The organism is Duganella rhizosphaerae (assembly GCF_040364205.1).
GTDB classification, from domain to species: domain Bacteria; phylum Pseudomonadota; class Gammaproteobacteria; order Burkholderiales; family Burkholderiaceae_D; genus Rugamonas; species Rugamonas rhizosphaerae.
Genome location: NZ_BPWK01000011.1, coordinates 150380 through 170621, shown reverse-complemented (window position 1 = coordinate 170621; position 20242 = coordinate 150380). Strand labels below are relative to the sequence as shown.

Annotated in this window: 19 protein-coding genes; 6 read left to right on the top strand and 13 right to left on the bottom strand. The window is 62.6% G+C overall.

Annotated features, from left to right (window positions below; translation table 11 throughout):
• The first annotated feature begins 24 nt into the window (after positions 1-24).
• From RUGAMON1_RS22425 to acnA, 4 genes are all read left to right on the top strand, one after another.
• On the top strand, positions 25-1017 hold the full coding sequence (locus RUGAMON1_RS22425; protein ID WP_445232621.1) for a malate dehydrogenase: 993 nt from the start codon (positions 25-27) through the stop codon (positions 1015-1017).
• Positions 1018-1120: 103 nt separating this feature from the next.
• The gene (locus RUGAMON1_RS22420; RefSeq protein WP_445232620.1) at positions 1121-2125 is read left to right on the top strand and encodes an HpcH/HpaI aldolase/citrate lyase family protein; all 1005 of its coding nucleotides are present in this window, start codon (positions 1121-1123) and stop codon (positions 2123-2125) included.
• On the top strand, positions 2122-2643 hold the full coding sequence (locus RUGAMON1_RS22415; protein WP_445232619.1) for a hypothetical protein: 522 nt from the start codon (positions 2122-2124) through the stop codon (positions 2641-2643). The genes RUGAMON1_RS22420 and RUGAMON1_RS22415 overlap by 4 nt, the downstream gene beginning before the upstream one ends.
• A gap of 119 nt (positions 2644-2762) precedes the next feature.
• On the top strand, positions 2763-5471 hold the full coding sequence (gene acnA, locus RUGAMON1_RS22410; RefSeq protein WP_445232618.1) for an aconitate hydratase AcnA: 2709 nt from the start codon (positions 2763-2765) through the stop codon (positions 5469-5471).
• 78 nt (positions 5472-5549) lie between these two features.
• Here the strand turns inward: acnA and RUGAMON1_RS22405 are convergent, their stop codons facing one another.
• The 3 genes from RUGAMON1_RS22405 to RUGAMON1_RS22395 are packed head-to-tail and all read right to left on the bottom strand — an operon-like array spanning position 5550 to position 7272.
• Complete coding sequence (locus RUGAMON1_RS22405; protein ID WP_445232661.1) at positions 5550-5942, bottom strand: c-type cytochrome; 393 nt, start codon at positions 5940-5942, stop codon at positions 5550-5552.
• A gap of 20 nt (positions 5943-5962) precedes the next feature.
• The gene (locus tag RUGAMON1_RS22400; RefSeq protein WP_445232617.1) at positions 5963-6535 is read right to left on the bottom strand and encodes a ferritin-like domain-containing protein; all 573 of its coding nucleotides are present in this window, start codon (positions 6533-6535) and stop codon (positions 5963-5965) included.
• A gap of 35 nt (positions 6536-6570) precedes the next feature.
• Complete coding sequence (locus tag RUGAMON1_RS22395; protein ID WP_445232616.1) at positions 6571-7272, bottom strand: RNA polymerase sigma factor; 702 nt, start codon at positions 7270-7272, stop codon at positions 6571-6573.
• A gap of 220 nt (positions 7273-7492) precedes the next feature.
• On the opposite strand from RUGAMON1_RS22395, the gene RUGAMON1_RS22390 reads away from it, so the two are divergent.
• Complete coding sequence (locus RUGAMON1_RS22390) at positions 7493-8761, top strand: DUF2863 family protein (RefSeq protein WP_445232615.1); 1269 nt, start codon at positions 7493-7495, stop codon at positions 8759-8761.
• A gap of 27 nt (positions 8762-8788) precedes the next feature.
• Here the strand turns inward: RUGAMON1_RS22390 and RUGAMON1_RS22385 are convergent, their stop codons facing one another.
• From RUGAMON1_RS22385 to scpC, 4 genes are read right to left on the bottom strand one after another with little or no spacing between them, the layout of a single operon-like run.
• The gene (locus RUGAMON1_RS22385; RefSeq protein ID WP_445232614.1) at positions 8789-9085 is read right to left on the bottom strand and encodes a hypothetical protein; all 297 of its coding nucleotides are present in this window, start codon (positions 9083-9085) and stop codon (positions 8789-8791) included.
• Positions 9086-9113: 28 nt separating this feature from the next.
• Positions 9114-9578 carry a CYTH domain-containing protein gene (locus RUGAMON1_RS22380; RefSeq protein ID WP_445232613.1) on the bottom strand — a complete coding sequence of 155 codons (465 nt, stop codon included), beginning with the start codon at positions 9576-9578 and terminating at the stop codon, positions 9114-9116.
• A 1-nt stretch (position 9579) separates the two neighbouring features.
• Positions 9580-10704 carry a M14 family metallopeptidase gene (locus tag RUGAMON1_RS22375; protein ID WP_445232612.1) on the bottom strand — a complete coding sequence of 375 codons (1125 nt, stop codon included), beginning with the start codon at positions 10702-10704 and terminating at the stop codon, positions 9580-9582.
• A 32-nt stretch (positions 10705-10736) separates the two neighbouring features.
• Positions 10737-12230 (bottom strand): succinyl-CoA:acetate CoA-transferase ScpC, encoded by a 1494-nt coding sequence (scpC, locus tag RUGAMON1_RS22370; protein WP_445232611.1) that lies wholly within the window; start codon positions 12228-12230, stop codon positions 10737-10739.
• Positions 12231-12317: 87 nt separating this feature from the next.
• Between scpC and RUGAMON1_RS22365 the strand changes: the two genes are divergently transcribed.
• Positions 12318-13199 (top strand): LysR family transcriptional regulator, encoded by an 882-nt coding sequence (locus RUGAMON1_RS22365; RefSeq protein ID WP_445232610.1) that lies wholly within the window; start codon positions 12318-12320, stop codon positions 13197-13199.
• A 1-nt stretch (position 13200) separates the two neighbouring features.
• Here the strand turns inward: RUGAMON1_RS22365 and RUGAMON1_RS22360 are convergent, their stop codons facing one another.
• The 6 genes from RUGAMON1_RS22360 to RUGAMON1_RS22335 all read right to left on the bottom strand — a co-directional run bounded on the left by RUGAMON1_RS22360 (position 13201) and on the right by RUGAMON1_RS22335 (position 20239).
• Entirely contained in the window at positions 13201-14271 is a 1071-nt protein-coding gene (locus tag RUGAMON1_RS22360; RefSeq protein WP_445232660.1) for a patatin-like phospholipase family protein, read from the bottom strand.
• A 118-nt stretch (positions 14272-14389) separates the two neighbouring features.
• Positions 14390-15853 (bottom strand): catalase, encoded by a 1464-nt coding sequence (locus RUGAMON1_RS22355; RefSeq protein ID WP_445232609.1) that lies wholly within the window; start codon positions 15851-15853, stop codon positions 14390-14392.
• Between the two features lie 103 nt (positions 15854-15956).
• Positions 15957-16676 (bottom strand): DUF7738 domain-containing protein, encoded by a 720-nt coding sequence (locus RUGAMON1_RS22350; RefSeq protein ID WP_445232608.1) that lies wholly within the window; start codon positions 16674-16676, stop codon positions 15957-15959.
• Positions 16669-18708, bottom strand: coding sequence for a Tle1 family T6SS lipase effector (locus RUGAMON1_RS22345; RefSeq protein WP_445232607.1), 2040 nt, complete (start codon positions 18706-18708; stop codon positions 16669-16671). Before RUGAMON1_RS22345 ends, RUGAMON1_RS22350 begins: the two co-directional genes overlap by 8 nt.
• Complete coding sequence (locus tag RUGAMON1_RS22340; RefSeq protein ID WP_445232606.1) at positions 18705-19355, bottom strand: DUF3304 domain-containing protein; 651 nt, start codon at positions 19353-19355, stop codon at positions 18705-18707. Before RUGAMON1_RS22340 ends, RUGAMON1_RS22345 begins: the two co-directional genes overlap by 4 nt.
• 23 nt (positions 19356-19378) lie before the next feature.
• Complete coding sequence (locus tag RUGAMON1_RS22335) at positions 19379-20239, bottom strand: DUF4123 domain-containing protein (RefSeq protein ID WP_445232605.1); 861 nt, start codon at positions 20237-20239, stop codon at positions 19379-19381.
• Positions 20240-20242: the final 3 nt, after the last annotated feature.

The window sequence follows — 20242 nt, the reverse complement described above, 5'->3', positions numbered from 1 at the left end:
TAATTCCCACTTTGGAGATTCATCATGGCTAAAACCCCAATGCGTGTTGCTGTCACCGGCGCCGCCGGTCAAATCGGTTACGCTCTGCTGTTCCGCATCGCCAATGGCGACATGCTGGGCAAGGACCAACCAGTCATTCTGCAACTGCTGGAAATCGCCGACGAGAAAGCCCAGAAAGCGCTCAAGGGCGTCATGATGGAAATCGACGACTGCGCCTTCCCGCTGCTGGCCGGGATGACCGCCCACTCCGACCCGATGACCGCCTTCAAGGATGTCGACCACGCCGTGCTGGTTGGCGCCCGTCCACGCGGCCCAGGCATGGAGCGTAAAGACCTGCTGGAAGCGAACGCCCAGATCTTCACCGTACAAGGCAAGGCGCTCGATGCCGTCGCATCGCGCAACGTCAAAGTACTGGTGGTCGGCAACCCAGCCAACACCAACGCCTACATCGCCATGAAATCGGCGCCATCGCTGCCGGCCAAGAACTTCACCGCCATGCTGCGCCTGGACCACAACCGCGCGCTGTCGCAAGTGGCCGCCAAGACCGGCACCGCCGTCAAGGACATCGAAAAGCTGTGCGTATGGGGCAACCACTCGCCAACCATGTACGCCGACTACCGTTTCGCTACCGTGAACGGCAAAAACGTCAAGGACCTGATCAACGACCAGGAATGGAACGCCAACGTGTTCCTGCCGACCGTCGGCAAGCGCGGCGCAGCGATCATCGAAGCGCGCGGCCTGTCGTCGGCAGCATCGGCAGCCAACGCAGCGATTGACCACATGCACGACTGGCACGTCGGCACCGGCGGCAAGTGGACCACCATGGGCGTTCCTTCGGATGGTTCGTATGGCATCCCTGAAGGCACCATGTTCGGCTTCCCGGTGACCACCGAAAACGGCGAATACAAAATCGTCCAGGGCCTGGAAATCGACGCGTTCTCGCAAGAGCGCATCAACCTGACGCTGAAAGAACTGACCGAAGAGCGTGAAGGCGTCAAGCACCTGCTGCCAGCCTAAGTTCTGACACCACCCGCACGTGGAACCGGTTAAACCACCGATCCGCCGCACCCGCCGCGCTGCCGAGAGCAGCGCGGTGTCTGTATCCACTCAAGATTCCCGCATGCACCCATCCGAGGTTTTATTCCAGGGCAATCGCCAGCCGCTGCTGCTGCCGGCTTGCGACCATTACGCCGGCTCCGAAAAGCTGATGCGCAAATCGATCGCCCTGCAACAAGAGCTTGGCCCCCTGTTCGACATCACCCTCGATTGCGAAGACGGCGCCAGTGCCGGCAACGAGGAAGCCCACGCCCGCCTGGTGACGGAGCTGCTGCTGTCGGACGAGAACAAATTCAACCGCATCGGCGCCCGCGTGCACGATGTCGCCAGCCCGTTCTTCGCCCAGGACGTCGAGATCATCTGCGCCGCCGCCCAGCGCCTGGCCTACCTGGTGCTGCCCAAGGTGCACGGCGCCAAGGAAGTGGCCGCCGCCATCAAGCTGATCAACACCCACGCCGCCAAGGCCGGCCGCAAGGACCTGCCGGTGCACGTGCTGATCGAAACCCACGGCGCGCTGCGCGAAGCCTACGACATCGCCGCCCTGCCCCAGGTGCAGTGCCTGTCGTTCGGCATCATGGATTTCGTCTCCTCACACTACGGCGCGATCCCGGCCAACGCGATGCGCACGCCGGGCCAGTTCACGCACCCGCTGGTGGTGCGGGCCAAGCTGGAGATCGCCGCCGCCTGCCACGCGCACGGCAAGGTGCCGTCGCATAACGTCACCACCGAGATCAAGGACACGGCGGTCGCCGCCAACGATGCCCAGCGCGCCGCCGCCGAATTCGGCTACACGCGCATGTGGAGCATCCACCCTAACCAGATCAAACCAATTATCAAGACCTTCACGCCGCGCCTGTCCGAGGTCAGCGAGGCGGCCGCCATCCTGCTTGAAGCAGAGGCGAAGCAATGGGGGCCAATTTCCCAAAACGGGCGCTTGCATGACCGTGCAAGCTACAGATACTATTGGACCGTTTTACAGCGCGCCAAGCTGGCCGGGCTGAGCTTGCCCGAGTCCGCCAACACGCTGATCAACGGCAGCCCCACCGACCCCACACTGGAAACACCATGACGTCCATCTCCAAACTACTCATCGCTTGCAGCTTCGCGCTGGCCTCCATGACCCTGGCCGCCGGCGCGCAGGCGCAGACCACCGCGCCAGCCAACGCATCGGGCAAAAAACCCGTCAAGAAGGCGGGCAAGTCCAAAGCCGCCGCCAAGCCGGTCGAAACCAAGGCGCCGGACGAAGACGCCGACGAACCGGCCGTCACCGACGACGCCGTGACCGAATTCGACTGCGAACTGGGCAACAAGATCACCATCTACGCCAACGTCAACGACGACGCGCACATCGCGCTGCGCTGGAAGAAGCGCCTGCACCGCCTGACCCGCGTGGGCACCACCACCGGCGCGCAGCGCTTTGAAAACAAGATGTACGGCCTGATCTGGATCGGCATTCCGGCCAAGGGCATGCTGCTGGACTCCAAGCAGAATCGCCAGCTGGCCAACGAATGCCGCAACGCCGAGCAACTGAAACCGGTCGTCACCAGCGCCACGGAGCCGACCAGCACCAAGGTCACGTTCCACTAATTTAGCTACAAATAAGTAACAAATAAGCTCCAAATAAGTTCCAAAAGGGGCGCGCCGGCACGGGCGCCAGCACCACGGTTTTAACTTCAATAATAGACGATACCCACGAAGGAGAGGTCATGTCCCGCAACACTCTGAACACGCTTAAGGATTTCAACATTTCCGGCAAAAAGGGCAAGTTCTACTCCCTGCCAGCCCTGGAAAAGAGCCTGGGCGCCAAAATCTCCCGCCTGCCGGTATCGATCCGTGTTGTGCTGGAATCCGTGCTGCGTAACTGCGACGGCAAGAAGGTCACCGAAGAACACGTCAAGCAGCTGGCCAACTGGGGCGCGACCGCCGACCGTACCGACGAGATTCCATTCGTAGTCGCCCGCGTGGTGCTGCAGGACTTCACCGGCGTGCCACTGCTGGCCGACCTGGCCGCAATGCGCAACGTCGCCTACAAGATGGGCATCAACGCCAAGAAAATCGAACCGCTGGTCCCAGTGGATCTGGTGGTCGACCACTCGGTCACCATCGATCACTTCCGCGAAAAGAACGCGCTGGACCTGAACATGAAGCTGGAATTCTCGCGCAACAACGAGCGCTACCAGTTCATGAAGTGGGGCATGCAAGCCTTCGACACCTTCGGCGTCGTGCCTCCCGGCTTCGGCATCGTCCACCAGGTCAACCTGGAATACCTGGCGCGCGGCGTGCACAAGACCGCTGACGGCGTGTACTACCCGGACACCCTGGTCGGCACCGACTCGCACACCACCATGATCAACGGCATCGGCGTAGTCGGCTGGGGCGTGGGCGGCATCGAGGCGGAAGCCGGCATGCTGGGCCAGCCAGTCTACTTCCTGACCCCGGACGTGATCGGCGTCAACCTGACCGGCATCCTGCGCGAAGGCTGCACCGCAACCGATCTGGTACTGACCATCACCGAACTGCTGCGCAAGGAAAAAGTCGTCGGCAAGTTCGTCGAGTTCTTCGGCGAAGGCACCGAGACGCTGTCGCTGACCGACCGCGCCACCATCGCCAACATGGCGCCTGAATACGGCGCGACCATGGGCTTCTTCCCGGTTGACGACGCCACCATCGAATACTTCGAAGGCACCGGCCGCACCAAGGACGAAATCGCTGCATTCGCCGCCTACTTCAAGGCCCAGGGCCTGTACGGCGTACCGAAAGCCGGCGACATCGACTACACCCGCGTGGTGGAACTGAACCTGACCAGCGTTACCCCATCCCTGGCCGGTCCTAAGCGTCCACAGGATCGCATCGAAATCGGCAACGTGAAAAACAACTTCACCGAACTGTTCTCGAAGCCGACCACCGACAACGGCTTCAACAAAAAAGCCGAAGACCTGAACAAGACCTACACCACCACCAACGGCGTGAACGTGAAAAACGGCGACGTGCTGATCGCTGCGATCACCTCGTGCACCAACACCTCGAACCCGAGCGTGCTGCTGGCCGCCGGCCTGCTGGCGAAGAAAGCCGTCGAAGCCGGCCTGACCGTCGCTCCGCACATCAAGACCTCGCTGGCCCCCGGCTCGCGCGTTGTGACCGAGTACCTGACCGCCGCCGGCCTGCTGCCATACCTGGAGCAACTGGGCTTCGGCGTGACCGCCTACGGTTGCACCACCTGCATCGGCAACGCCGGCGACCTGACCCCGGAACTGAACGCCGCCATCAGCAGCAACGACATCGTCGCCTCGGCCGTGCTGTCCGGTAACCGCAACTTCGAAGCGCGGATCCACCCGAACATCCGTTCGAACTTCCTGGCATCGCCACCGCTGGTCGTGGCCTACGCCATCGCCGGCAACATGACCGTCGACCTGATGACCCAGCCGGTTGGCAAGGGCAAAAACGGCAAGGACGTGTACCTGGGCGACATCTGGCCGACCTCGAAAGAGATCGCCAAGCTGATGAAGTTCGCGATGAACTCGAAAGTGTTCAAGTCGAACTACGCCGACGTCAAGGGCAACCCGGGCAAGCTGTGGGAACACGTGTCGTCGACCGAAGGCAACGTCTACAACTGGCCAGCGTCGACCTACATCGCCGAACCACCGTTCTTCGACGGCTTCGAGATGACCCCGAAAGCGGCCGCCACCGGCATCACCGGCGCGCGCGCACTGGGCGTGTTCGGCGATTCGATCACCACCGACCACATCTCCCCTGCCGGTTCCATCAAGGAAGACGGTCCAGCGGGCAAATGGCTGCTGGCCAACGGCGTGATGAAGGCCGACTTCAACTCCTACGGCTCGCGTCGCGGCAACCACGAGATCATGATGCGCGGCACCTTCGCCAACGTGCGTATCAAGAACCGCATGATTCCTGCCAAGGCGGACGGTTCGGCGGTTGAAGGCGGCATCACGATTCACCAGCCTAGCGGCGAACAGCTGTCGATCTACGACGCAGCGATGAAGTATGTTGCCGAAGGCACACCAACCATGGTGTTCGGCGGTGAAGAGTACGGCACCGGCTCGTCGCGCGACTGGGCAGCCAAGGGCACCCAGCTGCTGGGCGTGAAGGCCGTGATCGTGCGTTCGTTCGAACGCATCCACCGCTCCAACCTGGTCGGCATGGGCGTGCTGCCGCTGCAATTCATCGGCAACGACAGTGTTGAATCGCTGGGCATCACCGGCAAGGAAGTCTACGACCTGAAGGGTCTGGAAGGCGAGATCAAGCCACAGCAACTGGCTACCCTGGTCATCCATCGCGAAGGCAAGCCGGCACAGGAAGTGAAAGTGCTGCTGCGTATCGATACCCCGATCGAAGTCGATTACTACAAGCACGGCGGTATCCTGCCATTCGTGCTGCGTCAGCTGCTGGCTGCTTAATTCTTTAAGTACCACGTAAAAAACGCCCCTGTGCGCGTGCGACGGCCAAGGCCGCCGCAATGCCACAGGGGCGTTTTTTTATTTAGTTCCAGTACAGTCCGGCGTGCCGTTGGCCTGCTTCAGGTAGGCGATCAGCGCCGCCCGCTCTTTGCCGTCCTTGACGCCGGCGTAGCCCATGCTGGTGCCGGGCACGGCGCCGGTCGGATCATTCAGGAACCGGTCCAGCGTGCGCGCATCCCAGACGATGCCGGAACGGCGCATGGCCGGCGAATACGCAAAGCCAGGCACGCTGCCGGCGCGCCGACCAAACAGGCCGCAATGGCGCGGGCCGGTGCGGTCGTAGGCCAGCGCATGGCAAGCCACGCAGCGGGCGTACACGGCCTCGCCGGCGCGCACCTGCTCGCTGGCTGGAGCGGCCGGCATGGCTGCCGCACCGCCGGCCAGCGCCAGCAGCACTGCCGCCACGAGCATCCTCATCGGATTCAGCACAATCAGGACATGAAGGCCGACGGCACCGGCGCCTCGCCCAGCGCATTGCGCAGCACGGCCCAGTGCATCGCCTCGTCGCCGAGGATGCTGGCGGCGGCCTTGGCCAGCTCCGGATTGCCAAACAGCGGCACCGCGCCCAGGTAGGCGCTGACCGCCCCCTTCTCCAGCATGGCGGCAAAGCGCAGCACATCTTCCTGGGATTTCAGTTTGTCGGTCGGGAAGACATATTTGGACTTGGCCGCCACCGGCTGGCCGCCCAGCTTGAGGATGGTCTTGGCCAGCACGTCGGCATGCTCCTTGTGATGGCCCTGGAACGTCAGCGCCAGGTCCAGCACCGGCTTTTGCAGCAGCCCGCTCTCCGCGCCCAGCTGGTAGGCGGCGATGGCCTCCAACTCGGCGCCCAGCGCGGTGTTGAGGATGCCGACGTCACCGGCGCCGGCATTGCCCTTGGCGGCCAGCGCGTCGCGCCCCGCCAGCAGCGCCACCGCAGCGCCCGACAGCAGCAGGCCGGACTGGCCCAGGAACATGCGGCGTGGGTGGCTGCGGTCGTCGTCGTTCGAGATCAAAAAAGACATGGTGTTTCTCCAGGTTGGTACTACAAACGGCAAGGTCACTCCTTGCCGGAAAATTCCAGTCGCGCGAGCACGCCGGCCACGATGCGGTCGCAGCGCGCGCCGTCGAAGGCGTAGGCAGATTCCAGCGCGGCGTCGACCTCCAGCGCCAGCGCGCTGCGCAACAGGCTGCGGGCGCGGAAGAAGCGGCTGCGCACCGTGGCGGCGGGAATGTCGAGGCAGGCGGCCACTTCGTCGCCGCTCATCTCCTCCACCGCGCGCAGCACGAACACGGTGCGGTAGACGTCCGGCAGGTCGTCGATGTGCTGCTCCAGCAGCTGGCGCATCTGGGCGCGCATGGCGGCGCGTTCGGGGGTGTCGGAGTCGGGGTTGTCCATCGGGCTTCCTGTCTGGTCGGGCTGGAGGTCGGCGCCGCCGTCCAGCTGCACCACCTCGGCGCGGCGCCGGCCCTGGCGGGCGCGGGCAATGGCGACGTTGATGACGATGCGGGTCAGCCAGGTGGCCAGCCGGGCGTCCGAACGGTAGGTACCGATGGCGCGGAAGGCCAGCAGATAGGCGTCCTGCAGCGCGTCCTCGGCATCATGGTCGTGGCGCAGGATGCTGCGCGCGGCGCGGTACAAGGCCTGGTTGTGGCGCCGCATCAGCAGCTCGAAGGCGCCGCGCTGGCCGGCGGCCACGCGCTGGGCCAGTTCGGCATCGGCAATGTCCGGGGAAAGCGGTAGGCTGGAATAGTCTTGCATGCTGAGGCTTCCTGTCTGATAACTGTTTGTGCGGCATTAGATGGCGGCCGCGGGCGCCGCGTTCCCAGCTTACGCAAACTTTTTCGCCGGGCGGGAATTTGCCGCTTCGTTCAGAACTAATGCGAGCCTGATGGGCGAATCAACTACAATACGGTTCATAAGGGTTATCATCTGCATGACTGATCCGCTTTATCCACTTTTATGAGACTCTTATTGCGCTATGCGTCGTCCAAACAAAGATTCATCCCATAAATTGTCTGCCGAGAGCCAGCGCCTCGTCACCTATGCCCTCGCAGTCGGGCAGGCGGCCAGCCGTATCGAAGAGCGGGCCTGGGAACACAGCCTCGATGCGCAGCTCCACAAACTCCTCAAGACCGGTCACCAGGAAACCATCGATTCGACCTTGAACAGCCTTTTCAAGGAAGACCTGAACGCGTACGACGTGTTGATGGATGGCGTGGAGGCGGTCAGCGAATCGAGCAGCATCACCGTCGAAACCGACGGCGTCGCCAAGCAGTACGACGTGCTGCTGGTGGCCGCGCCCATCCTGGCGTGGACCCGCTTTGCCATCGCTTCGGGCGCGATCCCGGCCGATATCCTGAGCACACTGTCGGCGCACTTCTCGGCCCACCTGCTGGCCGACGGCACGCACATGGCGATGTCGCCCACGCTGTTCTCGATCGACCAGCTGCCGCGCAGCCACGTCGAGACCTACGCCAAGGTGCACAAGCTGGCGCAGGCCGCGCTCAAGGGCACGGTGCTGAAGGCCGACACCAAGGTGCCGGAGACGGCGCCCTTCCTGGCCGACACGCGCTACCTGCTGGTGGCCGTGGTGACGCCGGCGGGCGGCCCGCTGTTCCGCTGGCAGATGCCGGCCAACCAGGCCAACTTCGTCAGCGAACGCACCAACGCGCTGGAACAGTGGCGCGCGCAGGTCACGCCGACCATCAACCGTTTGCTGCCGGGTTGCGGCGTCGAGCTGCTGCTGCCGGAGGCCTACTACATGGCCTGCCGCGAGGCGGACAAGCTGATCCGTCCAGTATCGATCCGCGCCGCCGTGCACTACCTGACGCATACGCTGGCGATCGAGCCGTCCGAACTGCGCGCGGTGATCGCCGGCTTCGGCGAGGAAAACGCCGACGGCCAGATCGACGAATACCGCGTGGCGTTCACCCAGCGTTCGTCGCCGGACGTGATCTACGGCGTGGTGTGGCCGCTGTACGGGCAGGAAGATGAGGAAGGCACGCCGCCGGAAGGTCCGCTGCAAGGCGGTCCTGGCGGCGTGGTGCAGCAGCCGGTGACGCCGGTGGAGGAAATCATCAACAACCTGAACGAGGCTGGCGTTACGCAGATCAAGAAGCACAGCGAGCGTTTCGTGGCCGAGTTCTGCGACGACTGCGGCGCGCCGCTGTTTGCCGACCCGGTCGGCGAACTGGCGCACGCGGAAATGCCCGAGGATACGCCCACCGGCACCGAGCACTTCCACTGATGACAAAAGCCCCTCGCGGGGCTTTTTTTATTTTTGTGGCGCAGCTTGAGGTTGAGGCAGGTAGATGACGATGGGCTGAAGTTGTTGCGCTCCCACTTGTGCCGTCGCGAGCTGGACTTGAGGCTTCAGAATCTGGCTGAGTGTAATGCCCAGCCCGCCGAAGCCGATAAACAAGCCGATCAGGCTAGCCACCATCCATTTGTGGGTCTCGGCGGACATTTTATGCATTTCGGCACGCAAGGCCTCGATGTCCGCCTTCGTCGCTAGCGTTGGCAGGATGGCATTGTAGTGCGCCTCAAGCGCGGCAAATCGCTCGTTGTCCATCCCACCAGCTTAGTACAAATCCACCGTGCTACCAAGCCGAATACGGGTGCTTGATCAGGCTGGAGTTGAGGTAGCGCAGGTCATCGGTGACTTCGTCACCCACCCACTCCGGCTTGTCGAATACCTGGTCTTCCGAGCTCAATTCGATCTCGGCCACCACCAGTCCCGCGTTCGCGCCGAGGAACTCGTCGACTTCCCACACGTTGCCGGCATAGTCTATGCGGCGGCGGTATTTTTCGATCAGCGGCTGCTCGCACAAGCGGTCCAGCAACTCCACCGCGTCGGCCATCGGGATCGGATACTCCCACTCGCCGCGCGTGGCGCCGACGTTGCGGCCCTTGATCGTCATCACCGCCCGGTCGCCCTCGATGCGCACCCGCACCACGCGCTCCTTGTGCGACGACAGATAGCCCTGGCGAAAAAACACCGGCTCGCCAAGGTTCTTCCACGCATCGCCGCGCAACAGGAATTTGCGCTCGATTTCAACGCCCATCTCAGGCGTCCAGCGACAGCAGGATAGGTTGCAGGATGGACGCTCCCAGGGCCGCGCTGCGGGCGCCGTTCCAGCCCACGTGCGGATCCGGCAGGTCGGCGTTGTCCTTGAACGGCATCTCCAGGGTCAGCGCCAGGCAGCCGAAATGGTGGCCGACGTACTTGGACGCCAGGGTCAGCATGTCTTCCTTGTACTTGCTGGCGGCGTAGCCGTATTTATCCTGGAAGTCCGGGCTGGCGTTCTTGTAGCGGTCGATGAAGTCCTGCTGCTTGACGCGGCGCTCTTCGCTGAAGTTCTCCAGCATCTCGTTACCGGCCACGAAGTTGTACGGCAGCGCCTCGTCGCCGTGGATGTCGAAGAACATGTCGATACCGGTTTCGTGCATCTTCTGCTTCACGTACAGCACTTCCGGGCTGCGCTCGACCGATGGCGTCATCCACTCGCGATTCAGGTTGGCGCCCGAGGCGTTGGTGCGCAGGTTGCCGCGCACCGAGCCGTCCGGATTCATGTTCGGCACGATGTAGAACACGCAGCGCTGCAGCAGCTTGCGGGCGATCGGATTGGCGTCGTCCAGCAGCGAATCGATCAGGCCTTCGACGAACCACTCGGCCATCGACTCGCCCGGATGCTGGCGCGCGATGACCCAGATTTTCTTTTCCGCTTCCGGCTGGCCGATGACCACCAGGTTCATGTCGCGGCCGTCGATGGTGTTGCCCAGGTCCTGCACGCGGGCCAGCGGATGCTCGGCCACTTCGCCCAGCAGGCGCAGGTGGCGCTCGAACGAATACGGCTCGAAGTAGGCGTAGTAGACGCTGTCGGTTTCCGGCGTGTGCTTGATGGTCATGACCTCGCCGTCGAAGGCGGTCGGCACGCGGAACCAGTTTTCGGTGTCGTAGCTGGCCACGGCCTGGTAGTCCTCGTAGCCCTTGGCGTAGGTGGCCTGGCCGGCGTTCAGGAAGCGCATGCGCACCTGCTGGCCGCGCGCGCCCTGCAGGCGGAAGTGGAACCACTGGTGGATGTCGGCGTGCGAGTCCTTGCGCAGATTCAGTTCGATCTCCGCCGCGCTGTCCGCGCGCAGCACCTCGATGGCGCCGGAGTCGAAGTTTTGGCTGATTTTGATAGTCATGTCGATCCAATATGAAGTGAATGCCGATGACGCTATTTTACCAGCATGCTCCCTTCCCTCTGGTAGCGGGCATGCCAGGACAGGGCCTGCTCCAGCACGTGCGGCGTCTGGCCGCCGCGCTTCAGCGCCTCGGCGAGGTAGGCACGCAACTGCGGGCGATAGTCGGGATGGGCGCAGTGCTCGATGATCAGCGGCGCCCGTTCGCGCGGCGCCAGGCCGCGCAGGTCGGCCAGGCCCCACTCCGTCACCAGCACGTCGACGTCATGCTCGGTGTGGTCGACGTGGGCGGCAAACGGCACCACGCTGGAAATGGCGCCGTCCTTGGCCACCGATTTACTGACGAACATCGAGATCTGGGCGTTGCGCGCAAAATCGCCCGAGCCGCCGATGCCGTTCATCATGTGCGTGCCGCCGACGTGGGTGGAGTTGACGTTGCCGTAGATGTCGAACTCCAGCGCCGTGTTCAGCGCGATGAGGCCCAGCCGCCGCACCACCTCGGGATGGTTGCTGATCTCCTGCGGCCGCAGCACGATGCGCTCGCGGTACTGCTCGATGTTGCGGATGAACTTTTCGTGCATCGCCGCCGACAGCGTGATCGACGACGCCGACGCCATGTCCAGCTGGCCCGAATCGAGCAGCTCGATCGCGCTGTCCTGCAGCACTTCCGAGTACATCGTCATGTGGCGGAACGGCGAATCGATCAGGCCATGCAGCACCGCGTTGGCGATGGTGCCTATCCCCGCCTGCAGCGGCCGCAGCTCCGGCCCCATGCGGCCGGCCTGCACCTCGCCTTCGAGGAAGGCGACCACGTGGCGCGCGATGGCGTCGGTCTCGGCATCCCCCGGCAGCGCGTTGGAGGGGCTGTCCGGGCTGTCGGTGATGACGATGGCGGCGATGCGGTCGGGATGCACCGGGATCGAGGTCCAGCCCATGCGCTGCCACGGCGCCAGCAGAGGAATCGCGCCCCTGCGCGGCCGCGCTCCCGGGATGTAGATGTCATGAAAACCCTCCAGCGCCAGCGGCGCGCTCAGGTTGATCTCGACGATCACCATGCCCGCCTGCTGGGCGAAGTTGGCCGAGTTCCCGACCGACATGGTGGGCACGATGCCGCCGTCCGGCGTGATCGCCACCGCTTCGATGACGGCGATGTCGACCGCTTTCAGGTCGCCGGAGCGCAGCTGCTCGGCCGTCTCCGACAGGTGCTGGTCGATGAACATCACCTCGCCCGAGTTGATCTTGCGGCGCAGCGCGGCGTCGGCCTGGAACGGCATGCGGCGCGCCACCACGCCTGCGTTGGCCATCAAGCCGTCGCTGTCGTTGCCCAGCGAGGCGCCGGTCAACAGCGTCAGGTTCAGCGGCTCGCCGCGGGCGCGCTCCACCAGCGCCAGCGGCAGCGCCTTGGCGTCGCCGCCGCGGGTGAAGCCGCTCATGCCGACGGTCATGCCGTTCCTGAACAACGTAGCCGCCTGCGCGGCGGTCATCACTTTTTCCATCAGCGCCGGGTGGCGGATACGGTCTTCATACATGGCGATCTCCTCATTCTTTGATTCAGTATAGAATTCGAAGATCAGTCGCCGTATGACTTAAATTCCCACTTTTCAGTCGTTTTATTCATGGACCTGCGATCGCTGCGCTACTTCGTTGAAACGGTCCGCCTGAACAGCTTCACCCAGGCGGCCGAGTCGCTGCACGTCACGCAATCGACCATCAGCAAGATGGTACGGCAGCTGGAGCAAGAGGTCGGCGCCCAGCTGTTGATACGCGACGGCCGCAAGCTGACGCTGACCGACACCGGCAGCGTGGTCTACGCGCGCGGCGAACAGATGCTGGCCACCATGGCCCAGCTGACAACGGAAGTGCGCGACACCCAGGCCGCCCAGCGCGGCCAGCTGACAATCGGCATCCCGCCGATGATCAACCTGCTGTTCACGCCCGTGCTCAAGGCCTTCCGCCAGCGCCATCCCGACATCACGCTGACGCTGAGGGAGGATGCCGGCCAGGCGCTGGAGCGCCAGGTGGCGAGCGGGGAACTGGAGATCGGCATGACGGTGCTGCCGGCCGATCCGCAGCTGGACCTGCAGACGGCGCCCATCGCCAGCTACCCGATCTGGGCGCTGGCCGCGCGCGGCACGTTTCAAAAGCACCGCACCACGCTCAAGTTGAAAGCGCTGGCCGGCATGCCGCTGGTGCTGCTGAAGGACGATTTCGCGCTGACCCGCAGCCTGCGCCACGCCTTCAGCGCGGCCGGCTTCGAGCCGCAGATCGCCGCGCAAAGCGGCCAATGGGACTGGCTGGTGGCAATGGCCTCGGCCGGCATGGGCGTGGCGCTGCTGCCGGAACCGTTCATCCACCGGCTGGCGATCGGCCATCTGGACGCGGTGCGGCTGGTGGAACCGGAGTTGCAATGGCAGGCGGCGCATATGTGGCGCGGCCCCTACCTGTCGCACGCGGCGCGCGCGTGGCTGGACGTGTGCCGGGACGTGCTGCGCGCCTAGCCTACAGCGGCGGCAGCTCGTGGATCGCGATGCCCTCGATCGGATCGATCTCGCGGTCCCACGGCCGCAGCGCGATCATGCGCTGGGTGTCTTCATAGCCGGCCTGCCAGCGGGCGCGGATGCCGGCGGCGCTGAAGTCGATGTCCTTGGTGTGGTCCTCGTTGCCGACGCGCGGCGCCTTCAGCGACACCACGTGCATGGTGGTGCCGCAGCCCCACGCGGCCAGCTCGCGCACCTCGGGCGACATCGCCGCTTCGTCCGACAGGTGCAGCGTCAGCTGGCGGATCACGTGGCGCAACCGGTGCAGCTTGCGCTGCTGCTCGATATTGCTGGCGCGGCTGGCGTACTGGATCTCCTTGTACTTGTCCAGCACCTGCAACATGCTTTGCGGCTCGCTGCCGTCGGGGTTCCACACCTGCACCGAGAAGATCACCGAACTGCGGCGCGGCTCGTCGTCCAGCACCGCCTCGATCGGCGTGTTGGAATAGATGCCGCCGTCCCAATAGGGCTGGCCGTCGATGCGCACGGCCGGAAAGGCCGGCGGCAGCGCGCCCGAGGCCATCACATGCGAGGCGCTCAGCGTGTCCTTGCGGGTATCGAAATAACGCATGCCGCCGCTGCGCGCGTTGACCGCGCCGACCGTGAAGCGGGTATCGCAATCGTTGAGGCGGTCGAAATCGACCAGCGTATCGAGCGTGGTGCGCAGCGGTGCGGTTTGATAGTAGGAGGCGTGTTCGACGCCGACCTTGGCATCGGGATTCCACCACGAGGAGAGGTTGGGTTCGAAGAAGGCCGGTATGCCCTGCCCCATCGTCACCGCGTTGGCCAGCGCGCGCGGCATGGCGGAGAAGCCCAGCGCATTCTGTTCCATGCGGTGCCAGAACTGGCGCAGCCGGTCCATGCGGTAGCGCGGCTCGTTGCCGGCGATGATGGCGCCGTTGATGGCGCCGATGGAAGTGCCGATCACCCAGTCCGGCTCGACGCCGGCTTCGTGCATGGCCTGGTAGACGCCCACCTGGTAGGCGCCCAACGCGCCGCCGCCTTGCAGCGCCAGTACGACTTGCCCCGGCATCGAAGGCGACGAGAGCTGGGCGGGTTTGCGATTCAAGTGTGACCTCCGGAAGGATACGGACTACGCTGCACTGCACCATGCGATTGTAGTGCAATTCAGCGCAGCCCGCAGCCTTCCTTTATGCCACGACGACGCCCTTGGCCGCCAGCGCGGCGCGCACGCCGGCGCCGTAGGCCGGGTCGGCCTGGTCGAAGTGGCCCAGCTGGCGGGCGATGATCTCGGCGCTCACCTGACTCAATGGGCCGGCGATGTTGTCGAACAGGTTCTGCTGCTCCTGCGCCGGCATCAGGCGGAACAGATTACCGGCCTGGGTGTAATCGTCTTCCTTGCCGCGGCCGTCGTAACGGGCCGCGCCGCCTTGCAGCGCCAGCGCCGGCTCGCCGTGGCCCAGGCCTTGCGGCTGGCTGCCGCCCGCTTCGGTGGCCGCGTAGTTCTGCGCCGCGCCGCCGTTGGCGATGGCCATGGCGCCGTCGCGCTGCTGGTTGTGGAAGGGGCAGCGTGGCGCGTTCACCGGCAGGTGCTGGTGGTTGGTGCCGACGCGGTACAACTGGGCGTCGTGGTAGGCGAACAGGCGCGCCTGCAGCATCTTGTCCGGCGAGTAGCCCAGGCCAGGCACCACGTTCGATGGCGACAGCGCGGCCTGCTCCACTTCCGCGTGATAGTTCAGCGGGTTGCGGTTCAGCTCGAACACGCCGACCGGGATCAGCGGGAAGTCCTTGTGCGGCCAGACCTTGGTCAGGTCGAACGGATTCCAGCCGGTGCGCGCTTCCCATGCGGCCAGTTCGGCCTCGGTGGCCACTTGCAGCTTGACGTCCCACTGAGGGAAGTCGCCGGCAGCGATGGCGCCGAACAGGTCGCGCTGCGCGTAGTCCGGATCGGTGCCGGCGATGCGGGTGGCTTCGGCGGCGGGCAGGTTCTTGATGCCTTGTTTGGTCTTCAAGTGCCATTTGACGTAGACGCGTTCACCGGCCTCGTTGATCAGGCTGAAGGTGTGGCTGCCGAAACCGTCCATGTGGCGGTAGCCGTCCGGCGTGCCGCGGTCGGAGAACAGCATCGTCACCTGGTGCAGGCTTTCCGGGGTCTTGCTCCAGAAGTCGAACATCATGGTCGGCGATTTCAGGTTGGTCTGCGGGTCGCGCTTTTGCGTGTGGATGAAGTCCGGGAACTTGATGCCGTCCTTGATGAAGAACATCGGCGTGTTGTTGCCGACCAGGTCCCAGTTGCCTTCCTCGGTGTAGAAGCGCATGGCGAAGCCGCGCGGATCACGTTCGGTGTCGGCGCTGCCCTTCTCGCCGCCGACGGTGGAGAAGCGCACGAAGGTGTCGGTCTTCTTGCCGATCGCGGAGAACAGCTTGGCTTTGGTGTACTTGGTGATGTCGTGGGTGACGGTGAAGGTGCCGTAGGCGCCGGAACCCTTGGCGTGGACCACGCGCTCAGGGATGCGCTCGCGGTTGAAGTGCTGGAGTTTTTCGATCAGATGGAAGTCTTGCAGCAGCAGCGGGCCGCGCGGGCCGGCGCTGGCGGAGTTCTGATTGTCGGCGACCGGGATGCCCGAGGCGGTGGTGATCGGTGGCTGGCTCATTGCTATGACTCCTTGAGAATTGATAGTGAAATCATTGTAAGGAGTGCAAACGCAAACACAAAGCCAATTAATTTTATTGAATTAATAGCCAATGACTATCATTCTATTTATTTTGCTCGCTCCCAGAAGCAATCGTAAACTCCCTTAGTTCTCCGTATTTATCATCACTGTTCAACACCATGTACAAATCGGCTGTGTCCCCCAGGGTTCCGTGTGGTTGATGGCAATTTAGCAGCCCGCACCGCAAGTTGCGCTGGCGATCCACATTTGCCTGGATTTCCCAGAAACGGGTGTGTTTGTCGATGCCGAAACCGTCGAATTCCAGATAGCCAGGGAAGACGCCCTTGGATAGCCATACGGGATCGATCGGATTGCCCTGCGCATCGCGTGCACGCAGATCGTATAAGCCCTCATCGACATCACGATTGAAGCGCACATTTATCTGCGCTACTTGCGCGGGGTGCTCGAAGCTACCGGAAATTTCGATGCCGAGTCCGTCCCACTTGCACCAAAGGGGACGCTCATTCCTGCGTGCGCAAACCGCCCCCTTGCCTATGATCTTCTGCCACTGCTCGATACGCTGCCCCAGTACCAGCTGTTTGCCATTGAAGGTGATCGTACTGCCTTTCACCACGAGCTCGGGTTGTGCGCCCTTCTCGACTTTTCTCGCAGAGCCATAGTCTTTCAGGGCGCCAGCCTTCTTCGCGGCCTTTTCAAAAAGGTCGGCTATGCTGGGCGTGGCGCCATGGCATTCAACTGCCGCAAGCCAGAGCAGAGGCAATAGAATTTTAGTCATCGCTAAGCTGAACTGGCCATCACGCATGCTGATCGGCGACGCTCGCATCCGTCCTGCCGACAGGCGAATTGCTTGTCGCCGGCTTGACCTGCGCATACACAGCGCCTTCCGGCTTGAATCGGTCGTTGCCCATATAGATTTTTCGATAGCGCAAAAATCCGCCGCTCAAGCCGACACCCTCGCGGCCTTTCGAGACGAAGCCAGCCGCCTCACAGGCCTGTGCGGTATTGCGATAGGGCTTGTATTTTGTGACCGCGTCAAATTCCGCCTTGGTCAATGGCTCCGGCTTGGGCCCCACCGGATTGCGCTGCCACTCCAGGATTTTCTCTTCGTGCATCGCCAATTGCTCCATCCCTTCCAGCACATCCTCGGAGTTCTTGCCGAACGGTTTGAACCACGCGCGCGAATCATGCACGTAGTTGTCGAACAAATCCGTGATGGCGGCAGGCGGCGCAGGCTGATCCCAGTAAGTTTCGATGGTCGACCACTCCGGGTAGCTGAATGGCGTTTGCGTTTGGCTGTCGGTCTTCATGCCCTGCTTCCACGCACGCCACTCACCGAACTTCTCCACTTCCTCGGCCAGTTCCTTGTCGGCGGCAAGGATGTCTTCGCGGTCGCAGCTGTCGCTGTCGATCACGCTCTGCAATGCCTTCATATTGCCGATCATTTTCTTGCGCCACTGGATGTACAACTGGTGCTGCTTCGCCATGATCTCGTGCAGCGGCTGGGGCTTGTCTTTAGCAGCCCCTCCGCTGGCAGTCACGAAAGCATTAAAAGTTTCGATCAGTTTAGGACTGACGCGGAATCCACGCTTGACCGTTTCCGGCGCGTCTTCCAGCTTCAACGGCACACCGGCCAAACGTGCTTCGCGGTACATCATCGACAAGGGGATGCGCGACAGCATGTCCTCTCCCTGCGCGTCCTTGCCACGGCCCTGCTCCTTGGGAAAATAACCGCCGCCCACATCGGAGTGCACGCCCGGCATGACGATCTCGGTGCAGTTCGCCGGGGACGTGTTCCCGCTCATGATGGAGTCGAGCGGGAATGAGCGGCGGATCTCGTGCGCCGAGACCAGATGCAGACACTTGGTGGGAGGAACCGCGGGCACCTTCAACGAATCTGTGGCGTCCGCCCAACCGTAGTGGCCGTGGGCTCCGAACACTGGTGCGGACGATGCGAGTCCGACCGAAGCGACGGTGTCGAACAGTCCCATGAAGTCGAACGTGACCGGGATCGAACCCAGCGTCGGCCCCGGCTGTTTCGTCAGCTTGGCGTCGAGCCTGCATAGCCAAAGAAACCAATTGGCGAACACGCGCGCTTCGGCCGCGCCGCGCGAGAAGCCGAAGATCGAATAATAGAGATGCTCGACCACTCCCTTGTCCTTCTTCTGGCCTTCGCCGATCGGCAAATAGACCGCGAGTTTTTTATGGAGCTCACTCAAGGTCTTGGTGAAAGCGGCCGTCAATTTGTCCACCTCGTCGCGACTGAGGTTAAACCAGCCGCCTTTGGTGGCGCCGAAGCTGGGGAGGTCGAGCATATTGTATTCTGCTAAAAACGTACTTCCGCTGACCAACTCACCACCAAGATAATATTTATGAACGTTGTTGATGGCAGCCACCAGCGCCCAGATAATCCGGTTTTGTCCGCGTTTGGCAAAAGCAAGACCATCTTTTTTCATATCCCCCTTGCCGGTGTCGCCTACCGGATCGAATGCCGTCCCGACACCGGGTATATATGTTCGGAAGTAGTGCGGGAAAATGGTCTCGGCTTCCGGTCCCGATGCCCCTGCGCTCTTGCCTGGGAACGCAAGATAAAGCCTGGCGACATTGCTATGATTAAATGTCGGAAAATCTCGTTCAAGATTATTATTTGTTCCGTCAAAAAAGAAGCCCAGAGCCAAGTTGACATTGCATTTAGGCGGGACGCTTCGAGGCTCGTCACACTCTCTCGCTTTATGAATTCCATCTATTTTGGTCACTTCAGCCAACGTAAAGAAATTCGACGCAATTGACGGATCAACTGTTTCGGCAGAGATCGGCGTTGCTAATATTGAGCTCATGGCTGGCTCTCTTCAAGCAGGCGTATTCTTTCTTTGGTATCCGCAATAGAGGACTTCAGACTGTCAATATCCTTGCTCGACCAGTCTTTCGCCTCGGTATTAAGTCCTGTCTCAAGTTTTTTCAACATTCTTTTTTCAGAACTTAATTTTTCGCTTCGCCACTTCGACACGTACTCTTTTGATGGGACCGGATACCCCTTAATTTTCCCCGGCCATTCCGCTCGCGTAGGGTCGACATGCGAGACGACAGCCTCGGCACGGCCATCCTCATGCATGGCGAGCCAGATTTCTCCGGCTATTCCCTGCGGATAAGGAGGCACATCCACCAATTGCTCCCGCCAGACCGGATCGGGGTAAAAGTTATACTTCACGATCACCTGCAGGCCCGGATGCCATTCCGCCGGAATGGAAAAACAACAAATTGTTCCGCCTGAGCTGTATGGGTTAAGCGCGTCCCCGCCACTGCCACGTTTCCTGTCTTTCGGATCGATCACCATCAGCACGACCTCCTTGCCGGAGTAATTGATCGAGCGGACAGCGACACCCAAATTTTCCGGCTGTGCGGGGCGCGCTTGCGCGCAGCTTGTCAGCAGTATGGTCATTCCAGCGAACAGGAAAATAAGGCGGAAAGTAGTTTTCAGATTCATGATGTTGTAGTTGATTTCATCTGTTATGACAGTAAGGCGCGGGTTTCGTCCAAGGTACGCGGGCCGCCTCCGTGCTCCAGTAATGCCAGATACCGCTTATCCTTCAACAGCCCGGGACGCTCGATGCCAAACGCGCACAGCGCAAAACGGTCCTGGTTGCCTTCGATCTTGACGCGATCCGCAACCTGCAACCATAGTTCGATCATCGCATGCGCATCATGGGCCGTGTGCGCGGCCAGCGGTTTGCCGATCGACTGCGCGAACTGGAAAGCAATGCTGTCGGCCTCGGATGCAGCCATCAGCGCCGTCACCTGTTGCGCCGACAACTGCACTTTGGCCGCAGGCGGCACGACCTGCTCCGACGGCATCGGCGCAGGCAGCGGCAATTCCAGCCAGCTTGCGTCGCGGCCCGTGTAGCGCCACTGCAGCGCCGGGCCGAGGAACTGGCTGCGCTGCTGCGGCGTCAGCGCGTCCACCAATGCAGGGAGGATACGCGTGTCGGCGAACGACAGCGCCAGCGTGTAGCCGTCGGCATCGGCCACGCACCACGGCAGCAGCCGCGCCGCCAGTAGATCGATCGATTCCGGCGTAACGATGATGCTGAGCGCAGGTTTGCCGTCGGTGAGCTCGATCAGCGCATCCCACCGCTTGCGCTGCGCGCCGCTGTACTGCACCAATATCGGCGCCAGCCCCAGCGTTTCCTCGTCGGCTGCCGGTGCCGTGGCGTACAGCGACAGATAACGGAAGCCTTCGGCCTTCTTCAATTTCGGATAGAACAATTCGTTGTGCACGCCGTCCACCAGCGCGTAGACATTTTCTTCGCAGTCTTGCAGGCTGGCGTGCAGCGCATCTTTCCAGCCGGCGGGATGACGATTGATCAGCATGGC

What these genes read in the sequence shown, in the direction of transcription:
- RUGAMON1_RS22425 (WP_445232621.1), top strand. Translation starts at nt 25, where the DNA reads ATGGCTAAAACCCCAATGCGTGTTGCTGTCACCGGCGCCGCCGGTCAA.
- RUGAMON1_RS22420 (WP_445232620.1), top strand. Translation starts at nt 1,121, where the DNA reads ATGCACCCATCCGAGGTTTTATTCCAGGGCAATCGCCAGCCGCTGCTG.
- RUGAMON1_RS22415 (WP_445232619.1), top strand. Translation starts at nt 2,122, where the DNA reads ATGACGTCCATCTCCAAACTACTCATCGCTTGCAGCTTCGCGCTGGCC.
- acnA (WP_445232618.1), top strand. Translation starts at nt 2,763, where the DNA reads ATGTCCCGCAACACTCTGAACACGCTTAAGGATTTCAACATTTCCGGC.
- RUGAMON1_RS22405 (WP_445232661.1), bottom strand. Translation starts at nt 5,942, where the DNA reads ATGCTCGTGGCGGCAGTGCTGCTGGCGCTGGCCGGCGGTGCGGCAGCC.
- RUGAMON1_RS22400 (WP_445232617.1), bottom strand. Translation starts at nt 6,535, where the DNA reads ATGTCTTTTTTGATCTCGAACGACGACGACCGCAGCCACCCACGCCGC.
- RUGAMON1_RS22395 (WP_445232616.1), bottom strand. Translation starts at nt 7,272, where the DNA reads ATGCAAGACTATTCCAGCCTACCGCTTTCCCCGGACATTGCCGATGCC.
- RUGAMON1_RS22390 (WP_445232615.1), top strand. Translation starts at nt 7,493, where the DNA reads ATGCGTCGTCCAAACAAAGATTCATCCCATAAATTGTCTGCCGAGAGC.
- RUGAMON1_RS22385 (WP_445232614.1), bottom strand. Translation starts at nt 9,085, where the DNA reads ATGGACAACGAGCGATTTGCCGCGCTTGAGGCGCACTACAATGCCATC.
- RUGAMON1_RS22380 (WP_445232613.1), bottom strand. Translation starts at nt 9,578, where the DNA reads ATGGGCGTTGAAATCGAGCGCAAATTCCTGTTGCGCGGCGATGCGTGG.
- RUGAMON1_RS22375 (WP_445232612.1), bottom strand. Translation starts at nt 10,704, where the DNA reads ATGACTATCAAAATCAGCCAAAACTTCGACTCCGGCGCCATCGAGGTG.
- scpC (WP_445232611.1), bottom strand. Translation starts at nt 12,230, where the DNA reads ATGTATGAAGACCGTATCCGCCACCCGGCGCTGATGGAAAAAGTGATG.
- RUGAMON1_RS22365 (WP_445232610.1), top strand. Translation starts at nt 12,318, where the DNA reads ATGGACCTGCGATCGCTGCGCTACTTCGTTGAAACGGTCCGCCTGAAC.
- RUGAMON1_RS22360 (WP_445232660.1), bottom strand. Translation starts at nt 14,271, where the DNA reads ATGCCGGGGCAAGTCGTACTGGCGCTGCAAGGCGGCGGCGCGTTGGGC.
- RUGAMON1_RS22355 (WP_445232609.1), bottom strand. Translation starts at nt 15,853, where the DNA reads ATGAGCCAGCCACCGATCACCACCGCCTCGGGCATCCCGGTCGCCGAC.
- RUGAMON1_RS22350 (WP_445232608.1), bottom strand. Translation starts at nt 16,676, where the DNA reads ATGCGTGATGGCCAGTTCAGCTTAGCGATGACTAAAATTCTATTGCCT.
- RUGAMON1_RS22345 (WP_445232607.1), bottom strand. Translation starts at nt 18,708, where the DNA reads ATGAGCTCAATATTAGCAACGCCGATCTCTGCCGAAACAGTTGATCCG.
- RUGAMON1_RS22340 (WP_445232606.1), bottom strand. Translation starts at nt 19,355, where the DNA reads ATGAATCTGAAAACTACTTTCCGCCTTATTTTCCTGTTCGCTGGAATG.
- RUGAMON1_RS22335 (WP_445232605.1), bottom strand. Translation starts at nt 20,239, where the DNA reads ATGCTGATCAATCGTCATCCCGCCGGCTGGAAAGATGCGCTGCACGCC.